Annotated in this window: 16 protein-coding genes; 6 read left to right on the forward strand and 10 right to left on the reverse strand. The window is 72.0% G+C overall.

Annotated features, from left to right (window positions below):
• Window positions 1–150: 150 nt before the first annotated feature.
• From ACZ7EG_RS24495 to ACZ7EG_RS24505, 3 genes are all read left to right on the forward strand, one after another.
• Window positions 151–555 carry a VOC family protein gene (locus tag ACZ7EG_RS24495; RefSeq protein ID WP_471082670.1) on the forward strand — a complete coding sequence of 135 codons (405 nt, stop codon included), beginning with the start codon at window positions 151–153 and terminating at the stop codon, window positions 553–555.
• Between the two features lie 206 nt (window positions 556–761).
• Window positions 762–1,787 carry a LacI family DNA-binding transcriptional regulator gene (locus ACZ7EG_RS24500; RefSeq protein WP_471082673.1) on the forward strand — a complete coding sequence of 342 codons (1,026 nt, stop codon included), beginning with the start codon at window positions 762–764 and terminating at the stop codon, window positions 1,785–1,787.
• Between the two features lie 211 nt (window positions 1,788–1,998).
• Window positions 1,999–2,574, forward strand: a complete 576-nt coding sequence (locus tag ACZ7EG_RS24505) for a TetR/AcrR family transcriptional regulator (RefSeq protein ID WP_471082676.1) — start codon at window positions 1,999–2,001, stop codon at window positions 2,572–2,574.
• A 57-nt stretch (window positions 2,575–2,631) separates the two neighbouring features.
• Here the strand turns inward: ACZ7EG_RS24505 and ACZ7EG_RS24510 are convergent, their stop codons facing one another.
• The 8 genes from ACZ7EG_RS24510 to ACZ7EG_RS24545 all read right to left on the reverse strand — a co-directional run bounded on the left by ACZ7EG_RS24510 (window position 2,632) and on the right by ACZ7EG_RS24545 (window position 10,330).
• On the reverse strand, window positions 2,632–3,834 hold the full coding sequence (locus tag ACZ7EG_RS24510; protein WP_471083049.1) for a TerD family protein: 1,203 nt from the start codon (window positions 3,832–3,834) through the stop codon (window positions 2,632–2,634).
• Between the two features lie 64 nt (window positions 3,835–3,898).
• Entirely contained in the window at window positions 3,899–4,120 is a 222-nt protein-coding gene (locus tag ACZ7EG_RS24515) for a hypothetical protein (protein WP_471082679.1), read from the reverse strand.
• A gap of 70 nt (window positions 4,121–4,190) precedes the next feature.
• Entirely contained in the window at window positions 4,191–5,180 is a 990-nt protein-coding gene (locus ACZ7EG_RS24520) for a zinc-dependent alcohol dehydrogenase family protein (protein ID WP_471082682.1), read from the reverse strand.
• Window positions 5,177–6,028: a carbohydrate ABC transporter permease gene (locus ACZ7EG_RS24525; protein ID WP_471082685.1), complete on the reverse strand. Its 852-nt coding sequence runs from the start codon at window positions 6,026–6,028 to the stop codon at window positions 5,177–5,179. The genes ACZ7EG_RS24520 and ACZ7EG_RS24525 overlap by 4 nt, the downstream gene beginning before the upstream one ends.
• Complete coding sequence (locus ACZ7EG_RS24530; protein WP_355812271.1) at window positions 6,025–6,966, reverse strand: carbohydrate ABC transporter permease; 942 nt, start codon at window positions 6,964–6,966, stop codon at window positions 6,025–6,027. Before ACZ7EG_RS24530 ends, ACZ7EG_RS24525 begins: the two co-directional genes overlap by 4 nt.
• On the reverse strand, window positions 6,963–8,336 hold the full coding sequence (locus tag ACZ7EG_RS24535) for an ABC transporter substrate-binding protein (RefSeq protein WP_471082688.1): 1,374 nt from the start codon (window positions 8,334–8,336) through the stop codon (window positions 6,963–6,965). Before ACZ7EG_RS24535 ends, ACZ7EG_RS24530 begins: the two co-directional genes overlap by 4 nt.
• A gap of 78 nt (window positions 8,337–8,414) precedes the next feature.
• Window positions 8,415–9,182: a DeoR/GlpR family DNA-binding transcription regulator gene (locus ACZ7EG_RS24540; protein WP_471082691.1), complete on the reverse strand. Its 768-nt coding sequence runs from the start codon at window positions 9,180–9,182 to the stop codon at window positions 8,415–8,417.
• A gap of 323 nt (window positions 9,183–9,505) precedes the next feature.
• A complete protein-coding gene (locus ACZ7EG_RS24545; RefSeq protein WP_471082694.1) occupies window positions 9,506–10,330 on the reverse strand; it encodes an NAD-dependent epimerase/dehydratase family protein in 825 nt (274 codons plus the stop codon).
• 236 nt (window positions 10,331–10,566) lie between these two features.
• Between ACZ7EG_RS24545 and ACZ7EG_RS24550 the strand changes: the two genes are divergently transcribed.
• Both ACZ7EG_RS24550 and ACZ7EG_RS24555 read left to right on the forward strand, forming a co-directional pair.
• Window positions 10,567–11,508: a 5-dehydro-4-deoxyglucarate dehydratase gene (locus ACZ7EG_RS24550; RefSeq protein ID WP_471082697.1), complete on the forward strand. Its 942-nt coding sequence runs from the start codon at window positions 10,567–10,569 to the stop codon at window positions 11,506–11,508.
• Window positions 11,505–12,668 (forward strand): hypothetical protein, encoded by a 1,164-nt coding sequence (locus ACZ7EG_RS24555; RefSeq protein ID WP_471082700.1) that lies wholly within the window; start codon window positions 11,505–11,507, stop codon window positions 12,666–12,668. The genes ACZ7EG_RS24550 and ACZ7EG_RS24555 overlap by 4 nt, the downstream gene beginning before the upstream one ends.
• Window positions 12,669–12,731: 63 nt before the next feature.
• Here ACZ7EG_RS24555 and ACZ7EG_RS24560 read toward each other — a convergent pair whose 3' ends face one another.
• Both ACZ7EG_RS24560 and ACZ7EG_RS24565 read right to left on the reverse strand, forming a co-directional pair.
• Window positions 12,732–13,946, reverse strand: coding sequence for an MFS transporter (locus tag ACZ7EG_RS24560; RefSeq protein WP_471082703.1), 1,215 nt, complete (start codon window positions 13,944–13,946; stop codon window positions 12,732–12,734).
• 69 nt (window positions 13,947–14,015) lie between these two features.
• Entirely contained in the window at window positions 14,016–14,471 is a 456-nt protein-coding gene (locus ACZ7EG_RS24565) for an SRPBCC family protein (protein WP_471082706.1), read from the reverse strand.
• Between the two features lie 144 nt (window positions 14,472–14,615).
• Between ACZ7EG_RS24565 and ACZ7EG_RS24570 the strand changes: the two genes are divergently transcribed.
• On the forward strand, window positions 14,616–15,218 hold the full coding sequence (locus ACZ7EG_RS24570) for a TIGR03086 family metal-binding protein (protein WP_471082709.1): 603 nt from the start codon (window positions 14,616–14,618) through the stop codon (window positions 15,216–15,218).
• Window positions 15,219–15,359 lie beyond the last annotated feature (141 nt).

The raw sequence follows: 15,359 nt of genomic DNA on the forward strand, positions 1-15,359 counted from the left end.
GGAATCGTCCGGCACGCCGTCTGGTCTGCGGGAATCGTCCGGCACGCCGTCTGGTCTGCGGGAATCGTCCGGCACGCCGTCTGGTCAGCGGGAATCATCCCGCCCGCCGTCGGGTTGTGGCCGTCAACCGACACCCGCTGAGGAGCAGTCATGTCCGACGAGCCGTCCGTTCGGGAACTCCGCCTCGTGGTCACCGCCGAGGACTACGATGCCGCGCTGCACTTCTACCGGGACGTGCTGGGTCTGCCCGAGCGGGGGGCCTTCGCCTCGGAGGACGGGCGGGTCACGATCCTGGAGGCCGGGCGGGCCACCCTGGAGCTGACCGACCCGAACCACGCGGCGTTCATCGACGAGGTCGAGGTGGGGCGGCGGGGCGCCGGGCACATCCGGGTCGCCTTCGAGGTGGACGACTCCGCCGCCACGACGGCCAAGCTGGCGGCCGCCGGGGCGGAGGTCGTCGCCGAGCCGACGCGCACTCCCTGGAACTCCCTGAACTCCCGGATCGAGGCGCCGGGCGCTCTCCAGCTGACGCTGTTCACCGAGCTGGGTGACTGAGGGGGGTGGTGGACGCCGGGCCGGGGTGATCGGCCGGCTGCTCGCCTCCCATGGGCGGCGCGCGCTCCCACCCTTCCCGGACCGCGTACGGCGAGAAGGGGCCGTGTCGGCACCCGTCCGGCTCTTCCCGCGTCGCCCGTCTCGGGTCGGGCACCCGCCCGGCCGCCCCTGCCGGGCGGGCTGCGGTGACGGCTACAGTGCTGAGCGTGCGGACGGACAATCAGTGTGCGGAGCGGCCCGAGGGTGCCCGGCGCCGGGCCACGATCCACGATGTCGCCCGCCTGGCCGGGGTGTCACGCCAGACGGTCTCCCGGGCGGTCAACGACAAGGGTGAGATCGACCCCGGCACCAAGGAGCGGGTCCTGGAGGCCGCGCGGCGGCTGGACTACCGGCCGAGCCGGTTCGCGCGCGGACTCGTCCAGAAGGGCGCGGTGACGGCCGGCCTGGTCATCCCGGATCTGCGCAATCCCTTCTTCCCCGAAGTGGCCGCCGGGGTGCTGGAGGCGGCCGAGCAGCGCGGCTGGCAGGTCGTCGTGTGGGACTCCCGGATCGACGAGGCCCGGGAGCGGGAGGCACTCGACGTGCTCTCCCACCAGGCGGACGCGGTCGTGGGCTACTTCAAGGACCCGGACGACGTACTCAGCCGGCACCTCGGGGGCGTACCGCTGGTGCTGCTGGAGCGCGGCCCGCAGCAGACCCGGTTCGCGGCCGTGGGCATCGACGCCGCAACCGGTGTCGAGCAGGGCATGGACCATCTGTTCCACGCGGGACACCGCAGGATCGGCATGCTGGACGGCGTGCACGGCCCGAGCCCCCGCAGACAGGCCTTCCTCGAGCAGGCACGGCGGCTCGGCCTGCCCGTCGACGAGGGCTGGGTCGTGGTGTGCCCCGAGCACAGCGTGGCGGGCGGCGAGTCGGGCATGGAGCGGTTGCTGACCGCGCGGCCCGAGATCACCGCGGTGTTCGGCTTCAACGACCTGATCGCGGTCGGGGCGATGCGCGCAGCCCGCCGACGGGGCCGGATGGTTCCGGGCGACCTGGCCGTGCTGGGCTTCGACGGTCTCTCCCTGGGCGAGCTGGTCGACCCCGCCCTGACCACCCTGCACATCGACAAGCGGCGACTCGGGCGGCTCGCCGTGGAACAGGTGGCCCGGCTGCGCGCGGGTGAGGAGCCGCTGCGGGGCGCGGACGCGTGGGTGACACCCGAACTCGTGGTGCGCGACTCCGCCTGACGCCCCTGCCCCTCCGCAGAACGGCCGCGCCGGACGGGCGGGTGCTGCGGTGCCGCCCCCACCGGCACATTCCGCTGTCGCGGCGGTGCGCAGGGCTCCGGGGCGTCGGAGGCCGGACGCGGTGCCCCTCCCTCAGGGCCTTCGGTCCGGCGGGGAAGCGGGCCGTTCTCGGTAAGGTGCGCAGAGAGTCCCCGGCGTGAGGAGTGGTCGCGTGGCGCAGGTCAGGCCCATGCGGGCGGATGCCCGGCGCAACTACGAGCGGTTGCTGACAGTCGCCGTGGAGGCGTTCGCCGAGTACGGGGAGGGCGCGTCCCTCGACGACATCGCCAAGCGGGCCGGCGTCGGCTCCGGCACGCTGTACCGGCACTTCCCGACCCGGCAGGCGCTGCTGGAGGCCGCCTATCTGGACCGTATCGAGGCGATCGCGGCCCGGGCCGGTGTGCTCGCGGTCGAACTGCCGCCGGGCGAGGCGCTGACGGAGTGGCTGTACGAACTGGGCGCCGGGATGATCCGGATGCGGGGGCTGAAGGCGCTGCTGGGACCGGCCGTCACGGACTCCGGCTCCCTCGTGACCACGGCCTGCGGCGACGCGGTCAAGGCCGCGGCCGGGCGGCTGGTCCGGGCGGCGCAGGAAGAGGGCACACTCCGGGCGGACGTCGAGCCGATCGACGTGCTGCGGCTGGCGCACGGGACGGTGACGGCGTCGGAACTGGCGGACGGGGAGGGCCGGCACCTCCGGCGCTATCTGACGCTGCTGACGGAGGGGCTGATGGCGGGGCGCCGCTGATGCGGTGAGCCGGACGCCCCCTGGTGCGGGGGCGTCCCCGGTGGCCGGTTCGGTGGGTTACAGGGCCTGTGCCGCCGGCTTCACCATGCCCCTGACCGTGCGGGACTTCACGAAGTCGCCCATGGCCGTCATCTCCCACTCGCCGGAGAACTGGCGGATCAGCTTGGCCATCAGGACGCCCGTCTGGGGCTCGGCGCTGGTGAGGTCGAAGCGGACCAGTTCCTCACCGGTCGCGCCGTCCAGGAGGCGGCAGTAGGCCTTGGCGACCTCCGTGAACTTCTGGCCGGAGAAGGAGTTGACCGTGAAGACCAGGCCGGTGACCTCCTGGGGCAGGCGGCCGAGGTCGACCATGATGGTCTCGTCGTCACCGCCGCCCTCGCCCGTGAGGTTGTCGCCTGAGTGCCGGATGGCGCCGCCCACGATCTGGAGCTTGCCGAAGTAGCAGCTGTCGATGTGGTTGCGCTGCGGCCCGTAGGCGATGACCGAGGCGTCCAGGTCGATGTCCTTGCCGCGGTACGCCGGCTCCCAGCCGAGACCCATCCGGACCTGGGAGAGCAGGGGCTGGCCGCCCTTGATCAGGGAGACCGTCTGGTTCTTCTGGAGGCTGACGCGGCCCTTGTCGAGGTTGATCTTCCCGGCGCCGGGCGCGGGCGGGGGAGGTGTGGCCGGGGCCGGGGGAGCGGCGGGCGCGGCGACCGGCGGGGCCACGGGCGGCTGCACCGGGGCCGGGGGCGGGGTCACCGGCTGCGGCGGGGCGGCCGCGGCCGGCTCCTCCACCGTGACCCCGAAGTCCGTGGCGATGCCCGCGAGACCGTTGGCGTATCCCTGGCCGACGGCGCGGGCCTTCCACTGGCCGTTGCGCTGGTAGACCTCCACGATCACCAGGGCTGTCTCGCTGCCGAGCTGCGGCGGTGTGAACGTGGCCAGAGCGGAGCCGTCGTCCGCGTTGCGGATCGTGGCCGTCGGCTCGATGCCCTGGAAGGTCTGGCCCGCGGCGTCCGGGCTCGCCGTGACGACGATCTTCTCGATGCCGGGGGGAAGGGCCGTGGTGTCGACCACGATCGCGTCGGGCGCGCTGCCGCCGCCCGAGCGGTACGTCACGCCCGGGCCCGACGGCTGGTTGTAGAAGATGAAGTCGTCGTCGGAGCGCACCTTGCCGTCGGCGGTGAGCAGCAGGCCCGATACGTCGAGCCGCACCGGAGCGGCGACGTCCACCGTCACGCGGGCGGCGGACAGGGGGATGTTCGAGCCGGGGGTCATAGCTGTCATGCCGGGTGAACGAGCGAAGCGGTTTTGCCGTTCCCTTACCTTGACGCCAATCGGGTCACCGGCGATTGCGGGGATGGTCCCGGGCGGTGCGTTCGTTGCCGCGTTTGTAGTTGCCGGTCCAGCGGGCCATGACCAGCTGGGGGTCGGACGCCTCGACCTCGGCCAGGAACTGCGCGGCCCGGGGGCCGTTCAGGGTGGTGGCGGGGCGGCCGTGATGGCTGATGCGGACGGTTCCGCCGGCATGCTGCTCGTAGGTGAATCCGTGGGGTCGTGGCATGCCGTGAGCGTAGGGGTGCGGGGGCGGACGCCCCACCGAATTTCGTCCGCCTCCGCCCCACCCCGTAGGCCTACGGCACGACCACGATCTTCCGGCCGACCCCCGCCGCGAACTGGTCCAGCGCCTGCGGGTACGCCTCCAGCGGGATGCGGTCGCTGATGAAGACCTCCGGGTCGAGAACCCCGCCCGCGAAGAGTTCCGCCGCCCGCTCGAAGCTGTGCAGCACCGCCATCGAACCCGTGATGGTGATCTCCTGGTTGTAGATGCGGTACGGGTCGATCGTCACGCGGGTCGCGTAGTCGGCCACGCCGAACTGCAGGAACGTGCCCGCCTTCGCCACCCGGTCCAGCCCGTCCTGGATGGCCGCCGCGTTGCCCGTGGCGTCGACGACCAGGTCCCAGCCCTGCGGACGGTCCAGTTCGTCGGGGGTCGCCGCCGCCGCCGAGACACCGAGGCGGCGGGCCGTCTCCAGCCGGGCCGGGTTCACGTCGACGACGTCCACGCTCGCCGCGCCCGTACGCTTGGCCAGCTCCAGCATCATCAGGCCCATCGTGCCGGAGCCGTAGATCAGGACGTGCGCGCCGAGGCGGGACTGGAGCACGTCGTAGCCGCGTACCGCGCAGGACAGCGGTTCCACGAGAGCGGCGTCCTCGGTGCGGACGTGCTCGGGGAGCTTCACGCAGTTCGCCACCGGGGCGACGGCGTACTGTGCCGCACCCCCGGCCGTCGTCACGCCGATCGCCGCCCAGCGCTCGCAGAGGTTGTTGTGGCCGGTGCGGCAGTAGCGGCACTCGTAGCAGTAGAGGGACGGGTCGACGGCGACCCGGTCGCCCACCGCCACCTCCGAGACCTGCGTGCCGACGCCGACGACCGCGCCGGCGAACTCGTGCCCGGGCACGATGGGGAGCTTCGGGGCGAACTCGCCCTGGAGGATGTGCAGGTCCGTTCCGCACAGCCCGCAGGCCGCGACCTCGACGACGACCTCGCGCGGCCCTGGCGTCGGGTCCGGGACCTCGGCGACGACGGCCTTGCCCACGGACTCGATGACGGCGGCCTTCATTTCACGGCTCCCAACGACAGGCCCTGGACCAGCTTGTCCTGGGCGGCGAACCCCGCGGCGAGCACCGGCAGGGAGATGACGAGCGACGCGGCGCACACCTTCGCCAGGAACAGGCCCTGGCTGGTGATGAAGCCGGTCAGGAAGACGGGGGCGGTCTCGGCGACCACACCCGTGAGCACCCGGGCGAACAGCAGCTCGTTCCAGCTGAAGATGAAGCAGATCAGGGCGGTGGCGGCGATACCGGGGAGGGAGATCGGGGCGACCACGCGCGCGAGGATCGTGGGCAGCCGGGCCCCGTCCACCTTCGCCGCCTCGATCACCGCGACCGGGATCTCGGCGAGGAAGGACTGCATCATCCACACCGCGATCGGCAGGTTCATGGACGTGTAGAGGATGACCAGCAGCCAGATGTTGTCGAGCATCCCGGCGTTCTTGGCGAACAGGTAGATCGGCAACAGGCCCGCCACGGCCGGCAGCATCTTCGTGGAGAGGAAGAAGAACAGCACGTCCGTCCACTTGCGGACGCGGTTGATGGACAGCGCGTACGCCGCCGGGAAGGCCAGCAGCAGGACCAGCAGGGTCGAGGCCACGGACGCGACCGTGGAGTTGATCAGGGCCGGCCAGGGGCTCGCGCCGCCGCCCGCGCCGAAGAACTCGCGGTAGCCGTCCAGCGTGAGGGCGGCGGCGAAGGAGGGCGGGTTGGTCGCGGCGTCGGACTCCGAGTGGAACGACGTCAGTGCCATCCACGCGATGGGCAGGAAGAACGCGATGCCGAGCAGCCAGGCCAGCAGGCCCAGGCCCGCACCCTTGCCACGGACACGGCGGGCACGCAGTGCGGTCGTGCTCATGCGCGGGACACCTCCTCGCGGAACAGGGACGACACCACGCGCAGGGCGAAGGTCGCGATGACGATCGAGCCGATGACCACCAGGACGCCCGCGGCCGAGGCGAGGCCGTTCTCGTGGGCCTGGTAGAAGCTCTGGTAGACGGTGTAGGGGAGGTTGGCGGTGCCGAGGCCGCCGGACGTGATCGTGAAGACGGCGTCGAAGTTCTGGACGATGTAGATCGAGCCCAGCAGGGCGCCCAGTTCGAGGTAGCGGCGCAGGTGGGGGAGGGTCAGGTGGACGAAGATCTGCCAGTCGCTCGCCCCGTCGACCCGGGCCGCCTCGATCTGCTCGTGGTCGCGGCTCTGCAGTCCGGCGAGCAGGATCAGCATCATGAACGGCGTCCACTGCCAGACGAGCGAGGCCTCGACCGCGAGTAGCGGGGTGTTCGAGATCCAGTCGGGCTGTGGGCCGCCCACATAGTGCAACAACCCATTGAACAGGCCGTATTCAGGGTTGTAGAGCACATGCTTCCAGAGCAGGGCGGCCGCGACCGGCACCACCAGGAACGGTGCGATCAGCAGGGTGCGGACGATGCCCCGGCCCCGGAACCTCCGGTCCAGCAGCAGGGCGAGCGCGAGTCCCAGGACCAGGCTGGCCAGCACCACCGCCACCGTCAGCAGCACGGTCGTCCACACCGAGTGGCGCAGGTCCGGGTCGGTGAGGACTTCCTGGTAGTTGTCGACGCCGGTGAAGTGCCGGGCGTCGGGATAGAGGGAGTTCCAGTCGAAGAAGGAGATCACCAGCGTGGCCACGAAGGGCAGCTGGGTGACGACGATCATGAAGATCAGGGCGGGCAGCAGCGGGGCCCGGGTGGCCCAGGCGCGCAGCCGGGCGGAGGGCCGGCGGACGGGGTTGCGTATCTCGGGGGAGGCCACGGGGGCCGTTGTCGTGGCGGTCATCGTCCCTCGTACTCCTCGGAGATCTTCTCGGCGAGCGCCTGAGACTTCTTCAGGGCCGACTCGACGGACTGGCGTCCGGCGATGGCCGCGCTGATCTCCTGGGAGACCTTGGTGCCGAGGTCGGTGAACTCGGGGATACCGACGAACTGGATGCCGGGCGCGGGCCGCGGCTGCACCCCGGGGTCGGTCGGGCGGGCCTGCTCGATGGCCTCCTTGGTCATCTCCTGGAAGGCCCCGGCCTCCTTGCGGTAGTCGGCGTTGGCGTAGGTCGACGCCCGTTTGCCGGCCGGGACGTTCGACCAGCCCACCTGGTCGCCGACCAGTTCCTCGTAGCCCTTGCCGGACGCCCAGGAGACGAACTTCCAGGCGTCGTCCGGGTTGCGGGAGGCCTGCTGGATGCCCCAGGCCCAGGTGTAGAGCCAGCCGGAGGACTCGGTCTTCTCGACGGGCGCGGGGGCGTAGCCCACCTTGCCCTTCACCGGGGAGTTCGCCGCCTCCAGGGATCCGGCCGCGGAGGTGGCGTCGTACCACATGGCGACCTTGCCCTGGGTCATGTTGTTCAGGCACTCGGCGAAGCCGGCCTGGGCGGCGCCGGACTCGCCATGTTCGCGCACCAGGTCGACATAGAACTTCGTCGCCTTTTCGAAGGCGGGGGAGTCGAGCCGCGCCTTCCAGTCCTTGTCGAACCAGGTGCCGCCGAAGGTGTTGACGACCGTGGTGAGCGGGGCCATCACCTCGCCCCAGCCGGGCAGACCGCGCAGGCAGATGCCCTTCATGCCGGGCTCGGCGCCGTCGGCCTTCGCCGCGAGGTCCGCCACCTGCCGCCAGGTGGGGCGCTCGGGCATCGTCAGGCCCTTCTTGTCGAACACGTCCTTGCGGTACATCAGGAACGACGACTCGCCGTAGAAGGGCTGGCCGTAGAGCTTGCCGTCGTCCGCGGTGAGGGACTGGCGCATCGGCTTCAGGACGTCCTGCTCGTCGTAGGCCGGGTCCTTGGCGACGTAGCCGTTCATCGGGCGCAGCCAGCCGTTGCGGGCGTAGATCGGTATCTCGTAGTTGGACAGGGTGGCCACGTCGTACTGGCCGGCCTGGTTGGCGAAGTCCTGGCTGATCTTGTCGCGGACGTCGTTCTCGGGCAGCACCGTGAAGTTGACCTTGATGCCCGTCTCCTTGGTGAAGTGGGCGCGGGTCAGCTTCTGCAGCTCGACCATTTGCGGGTTGTTGACCATCAGGACGTTGATGGCGTCGCCGCCGGAACCGGCCCCGCCCGCGCCGACCCAGCAGCCGGAGAGCAGCGGGGCGAGCAGCGTCCCTGCGGCGGCCAGGGCGAGCGGGGCTCGCGGTGGCCGTCGTCGGCTCTGGGTTCGCATGGATCGCTCCTGGATGTATGGGGAGATAAGGGGCAGCACAGGGCGTGGCTGCGCCCGGTGGGGGACGTCGGTGTGGTGTCAGACCCGGATGACCTGGGGCCCGAGCAGTGAGTAACGGTGGGCTTCGGCGGCCGGCAGCAGGGTGCTCGTCACGATCGTCTCCAGCGCGCCCACCTCGGCGAACCGGCAGAAACTGACCGCTCCGAACTTGGTGTGCACGCCTGCGAAGACCACGCGACGGGCGGCCCGGATCGCCTGTGCCTTGACCTCGCTGACGGCCGGGTCGGGGGTGGTGAGGCCGTGTTCGCGCGAGATGCCGTTGGCGCCGACGAAGGCCAGGTCGACGACGAAGCCGGACAGCATCTTCGTCGTCCAGTGGTCGACCGTGGCGAGGGTGCCGCGCCGCACCCGGCCGCCGAGCAGCAGCACGGAGACGTGCTCGGCCTCGGCGAGGGCGCCGGCGACCGGCAGGGACGCGGTGACCACGGTCAGCGGCCGGTTCCGGGGGAGCGCCTCGGCGATGAGCTGCGGGGTGTAGCCCTCGTCGACGAAGACGGTCTCGGCATCGCCGAGCAGTTCGGCCGCGGCGGCCGCGACCCGGCGCTTCTCGGGGACGTGGCTCGTGGCGCGGAAGGCGAGCGTCGTCTCGAAGCCGGCGCTCTCCACGGGGTAGGCGCCGCCATGGGTGCGGCGGAGCAGGCCGTGGTCCTCCAGGAGGCGCAGATCCCGCCGTACGGTCTCCTTGGCCACGCCCAGTTCGGTGGCGAGGGCGGTGACGTCGACCGAGCCGTCACGCCGTGCGGCCAGCACGATCTCGCGCTGCCGCTCTTCCGCGGTCCTGTTCATGGCCGTCACCCGCCTTCCTGCTGTGCTGCCCGTTCGGGCCCTCGGTGGTGCCTTGAGGCAAGTTCTACAGCGGGTGGGGTGTGGTGACCAGGCCTGATCCGCGCCCGATGCTGCCCGCGTGTGCCCGTTCGGGCGGGACGGGCCCATGAGCTCGGGTGGTGCGGTGATGTGGCGGCTGCGGGTTCGTCGTGGCTGGTCGCGCAGTTCCCCGCGCCCTTGGGCGTGGCGCTGCCGCGCCTACGACCAGGGCACGGTTCGTGCCCGGATGTGCCTGCGGGCGGGCCCGCTCTCTGCCCGCCCGCCCTGGTGACGACTGTTTCCGGTCAGTACGGCCAGATCGGCGGGTCCGTCACGAACTGGCCGCCCAGGTAGGCGTGCGCCTCGTTGCCGTCCTGCAGCTCGCCCTGCTCGGCGATGAGCTTCTCGGCGTACGGCTCGGAGTCGTCCTGCGGCTCGTAGCCGAGCGCCCGGGCGGTGCCGAGGTCCCACCACAGCCGGGTGTTGGCGGAGGAACCGTGGACGACGGTGTGGCCGACGTGCTCGGCGGTCAGGGCCGCGTGGAAGAGGCGGGCGCCGTCGGCGGGGCTCATCCACACCGAGAGCATGCGCACGCTGGTCGGCTCGGGGAAGCAGGAGCCGATCCGTACCGAGACGGTCTCCAGTCCGTGCTTGTCCCAGTAGAGCTGTGCGAGGTCCTCGCCGAAGCACTTGGACAGGCCGTAGAAGGTGTCCGGGCGGCGCGGGGTGTCGACCGGGATGAGCGCGTCCGGATCGATAGGTACGTCGCCGCGGGGGCGCGGGGTGTAGCCGACGGCGTGGTTGGAGGAGGCGAAGACGATCCGGCCGACGCCCTCCTCGCGGGCGGCCTCGTACAGGTGGTAGGTGCCCTCGATGTTCGCCTTGAGGATCTTCTCGAAGGGGGCTTCCAGGGAGATGCCCGCGAGGTGGAGGATCGCGTCGACGCCCCGGACGGCCTCGCGCACCGCGTCCCGGTCGGCGAGGTCGGCGGTGATCGCGTCGGGCTCGCCCTCGACCGGGCGCAGGTCCAGCAGGCGCAGGTCGTAGCCGTAGGCCGGGAGCAGGTCCCGCATCAGGGTGCCGAGGCCGCCGGCGGCGCCGGTGAGCAGGACGGTGCGGGGAGCGGGCATCCTCGGGTCTCCTTGATCGCCAACCGTGCTCATCGCCAGCGTGCACATGAGCGCATGACATTCATATGCGTGGACACGCTAAGGATCCGGGGAGGAGCCCGTCAAGTATGGCGCGATGGGGTGAATCCGCAGGTGCGTCCCGGGTGTGCGCGCTTGACCGGCGTCAAGGCGGCGCCTTAGCGTGGAGTCGTTCAGAAATATAGACGTCAATCATGAATATGGAACCGGGAGAGCTTGTGACGCCAGCCCCTCTCGCCGCTCGACTCGACATCCCCAGCGGGCCGCTGTTCTTCCCGGTCACCGCCTACGGCGCCGACGGCTCCGTGGACCTCGACACCTTCCGCACGCACGTCCGGCGCGGGGTGGAGGCCGGAGCCGCCGCCGTGTTCGCCTGCTGCGGCACCGGCGAGTTCCACGCCCTGACCCCCGAGGAGTTCGAGGCCTGCGTACGGGCCGCCGTCGAGGCCGCCGACGGGCGGGTGCCGGTCGTCGCCGGCGCCGGGTACGGCACCGCGCTCGCCGTGCGCTACGCCCGCCTCGCCGAGGCCGCCGGGGCGGACGGCCTGCTCGCCATGCCGCCGTACCTCGTCGTGGCCGGGCAGGAGGGGCTGCTGCGGCACTATCGCGAGGTGGCCGCCGCGACCGCCCTGCCGGTCATCGTCTACCAGCGCGACAACGCCGTGTTCACGCCCGAAACGGTCGTCGGACTCGCCCGCACGGACGGGATCATCGGCCTCAAGGACGGGCTCGGGGACCTCGACCTCATGCAGCGCGTCGTCAGCGCCGTCCGCTCCGAGACCCCGGGCGACTTCCTCTACTTCAACGGCCTGCCGACCGCCGAGCAGACCCAGCTCGCCTACCGCGCCCTCGGGGTCACGCTCTACTCGTCCGCCGTGTTCTGTTTCGCGCCGGAGATCGCCCTCGCCTTCCACCAGGCCCTCAGGACCGGCGACGACGCCACGGTGGAGAAGCTGCTGGACGGCTTCTTCCGCCCGTTCGTCGAACTGCGCGCCCAGGGCCGCGGTTACGCGGTCGCGCTGGTCAAGGCCGGTGTACGGCTGCGCGGCCTCGACGTGGGGGAGGTGCGCCCACCGCTGCACGAGCCGAGCGAGGATCATGTGAAGCAGCTCGCCGGAGTGATCGAGCGCGGCTACGCGCTGCTGGAGGAGACCAAGTGAAGGCGTCGACATTCGTCTACCCCTGGGACGTCAACGGGGACCCGGATGCACCCGCCCGGATCGCCGCGCTCGGCGTGGAGCAGGTGACGCTCGCCGCGGCCTACCACTCCACGCGCGCCCTCACGCCCCGCCACCCGCGCCACCGCATCGTCACCGCCGAGCACGCCGCCGTGCTGTACCCGGCGGACGACCGCTGGGCCGGGCGCGAGCTGCGCCCCTACGCGGCCGGCGCCTGGGCCCCCGGGGACGCCTTCGGTGAGGCCGCCACCGCCCTCGCCGGGGCGGGGCTGGAGGTGCACACCTGGGTCGTCCTCGCGCACAACTCCCGCCTCGGCGCCGAGCACCCCGACACCTCGGTCGTCAACGCCTACGGCGACCGCTACCCCTGGGCGCCGTGCATCGCGCAGCCCGCCACGCGGGCCTATCTGACCGACCTGGCGGCCGAGGCGGCCGTCCGGCCCGGGGCGAGCGGCACCGAGCTGGAGTCCCTCGGCTGGTACGGCCTGGAGCACCTGCACGCCCACGACAAGACCGGCGGCGTCGGCCTCGGGGAGGCCGGGCAGTACCTGATGGCGCTGTGCTTCTGCCCGTCCTGCCGCGAGGGCTACGGCCGGCACGGCCTGGACGCCGACGAGCTGGCGGCCGCCGTACGGACCGCGCTGGAGCCGGTGTGGCAGGGAGCGCCCACTGACGGAGCCTGGGCGGGCATCGAGAAGCTCCTCGGCGAGACCCTCGCGAACACCACGCGCGCGTACCGCGACGAAACCGCCCGCACCCTCCAGGAGCAGGCCGTCGCGGCGGTCCGGGCGGCCGCTCCCGACGGCTTCCAGGTGCTGCTGCACGCGGACCCCGTGTCGTACCACGTCGGCGCCAACCCCGGCGTCGACCCGGCGCACATCCTGTCCGTGGCGGACGGTGTGGTCGTGCCCTGCGCGGGCGGCACCGGCACCCTCACGCCGTTCGCGCGGCAAGACCGCGAGGGCGCCGTCGTCGCCGCCAACTTCCCCGTCGTCTCGGGGATGGGCGGCAGCCCCGGCACCCTCGCCGCCGACGCCGCCGAGGCACTGCGGCTCGGCGCCACCGAACTGCGGCTTTATCACGCCGGGCTGGCGTCCGACGACGACCTGGAGACGGTCCGCTCCGCCCTCGCCGGGCTCTGACACGGCGGGGCGGCCGTCACCGGTGAGGGACGGCCGCCGGGCTCTGACACGGCGGGGCGGCCGTCACCGGTGAGGGACGGCTTCGGCCCCGGCCGAGGCAGCGGACAGCGCCGCCGCCGTCACCAGCAGGGCCCCGCCCAGGGCCACCAGTACCAGCCGGTGGTCCACCAGTTCCACCAGGGCGGCCCCGGCGGCCAGCCCGGCCACGTTCGGCGCGTACACCAGCGTGTGGGCGGTGGCCGTGACCCGGCCCAGCAGCGCACCCGGTGTCTCGCGCTGCACGGACGTCAGCGTGGCGATCAGCACCGCGGGCAGCCCCGCGCCGATCGACGCGCTGCACACGAGCGCCACCGGGCCGGACGGCACCGCCCGCAGGGCCACCGCGAGCGCCAGCAGGGCGATGCCGTACGTCCCGAAGCGCCGCGCCCCCAGCCGGCGCAGGGCGGCGCCGGACAGCAGCCCGACCGCTACCGACCCGGCGCCCTGCGCGGCGTACAGGGCACCGGCGTACGCGGGGGAGTGCCCGAGGTCGTCGACGACGGCGTAGACGAGCGCGCCGTTCACGCCGGCGCACAGCATGGTGGCACCGCCCGCCAGGGCCAGGGGGCGCAGCACCGGGTGCGCCCACAGGTGACGCGCCCCCTCCGCGCTCCGCCGCCGGCGGCCGCCGCGGTCCGGCGCGGGCTTCTCCTCCCGCCCCCGGAGCAGCGCGTACACCCCTGTGGCCAGCACGAACGTCGCCGCGTCGAGGAGGGCGACACTCACGCCGCCGTACGCCGCGTACAGGCCCGCGCCCGCCAGCGGGGCCAGCAGCTTCATGCTCTCGGCGGCCGTCGTGCGCAGGCCGTTGAAGTCGCCCAGCAGGGACGGGTCGACGGCGGTCGCGACCAGGGCCGACTCGGCCGCGTCATGGACGACGCCCGCGGCGCCGTAGACGAACAGCACCGCGTACAGCAGCCACAGGTCGCCCGGGGCGTCGACGCTCACGAGGGTGAGCAGGAGGCCGCCCAGGAGCAGGTTCACGCCGATCAGCAGCGGCTTGCGGCGGCCCCGGTCGGCGAGAGTGCCCAGCAGCGGGCCGGCCAGGGTCGGCACCCACAGGGCGAGCATGCACAGCGCGGCCAGGCCGTCCGAGCCGGTGAGGTCCTTGACCCATACGCCGGACGCCAGCCACAGGGCCGAGGTGCCGAAGCCGGAGACCACCACGCCGGAGAGGTAGAGGCCCGCGTCGCGGTCGCGCAGGACGCGCACGACAGGCCAGGTCGTCTTCGTCGTCATGCCTGGTCATCGTGCGACTAAGGACCGTGCGGAGGGATCGGGAGGGTGCCTTGATTCCAGTGGGAATGGTCAATCCCACTGTGAGGCGAGCATTTCCCCGAGCTTGCCGAGGCCCTGGAGCCAGCCTTCCTCGTGGAGCGCCCGCCGCCGCTCCGTGGCGAAGTCGCCCTGGTCGAGGGTGAGGTGGGACTGTCTGACGTCGGTGTCGTACAGCGACAGCGTCACCACCGTCTCCCGGTCCTCGGGGTCGGGATCCTCCCAGCGGAAGGTGTACGCCAGGCTTACCGGGGGGTCGACGTCGATGTATTCGCCCACCAGGTGGAACAGCTCGCCTTCCGGGGGCTGCATCGCGATCCGGTAGGCGCCGCCGGGGCGGAGGTCGATCTCCACACTCGGGGTGCTGAACCCGTCGGGGCCCCACCAGCGGGCCACTTCGACGGGGTCGGTCAGCTCTCGGAACACGCGCACGGGCTCGTCCGCCAGCTCGCACTCCAGATGCAGTCTCAGCTCGCCGTCCTGTGTCATCACGCACCACCTGCCTCTGAAGGTGCCTGGAATAACCCCTTTATGTATTTTAGGTTGGCTGACCATGGGCCACGATTCCGTAGCGATGAGTTCCGCGGCCGGAGTCGGTCTGCACTCCAGGAACGGAACCAGGAGGAGCAGCCGATGACCGACACGACCCAGACCCCGACCCTGAACCTCGGACCGCAGGCGGCGGTCGTGGCGCGCCTGGTCGAGGGCGTCACCGACGAGCAGCTCGCGGACCCGACGCCCTGCCCGAAGTACGCGGTGCGCAACGTGCTGGCCCACCTGGCCGGGCTCGCCGTCGCCTTCCGCGACGCAGGCCGCAAGGACCTGGGCGTCACCACCGACACCAGCCCGGACTCCGCGCTCCCGGACATCGGTCCCGGCTGGCGCGAGGAACTGCCCAAGGTCCTCGCCGAACTGGCCGAGGCGTGGCGCGACCCGGCCGCATGGAGCGGCATGACACGGGCCGGCGGCGTGGACCTGCCCGGCGAGGTCGCGGGGCTCGTCGCCACCGACGAGCTGGTGATCCACGGCTGGGACCTGGCCCGCGCGACCGGTCAGGAGTACGCCCCCGACCCGGCGGCGCTGCGGATCTGCCACGACTTCCTCGCCGCGAGCGTCGACGACCCGGGCCGGGGCGAGATCTTCGGGCCCGTCGTCCCCGTCGGGCCCGAGGCGCCGCTGCTGGACCGGGCGGTGGGGCTGAGCGGGCGGGATCCGGGGTGGAAGCCCAGGTCGTAGAAAGCGATTGCTACTTCTTGCGTCAGAAGCATTGACGAAACAAACGCGCCCTCCTAGCGTCATCGCGTCGTACTTCGTACGTCATATATGAGACGCGATACGCGAGATCCGATACGCGATCCACCGAGACGCGAGATCCGA

Source organism: Streptomyces sp. NPDC037100 (genome assembly GCF_055606225.1).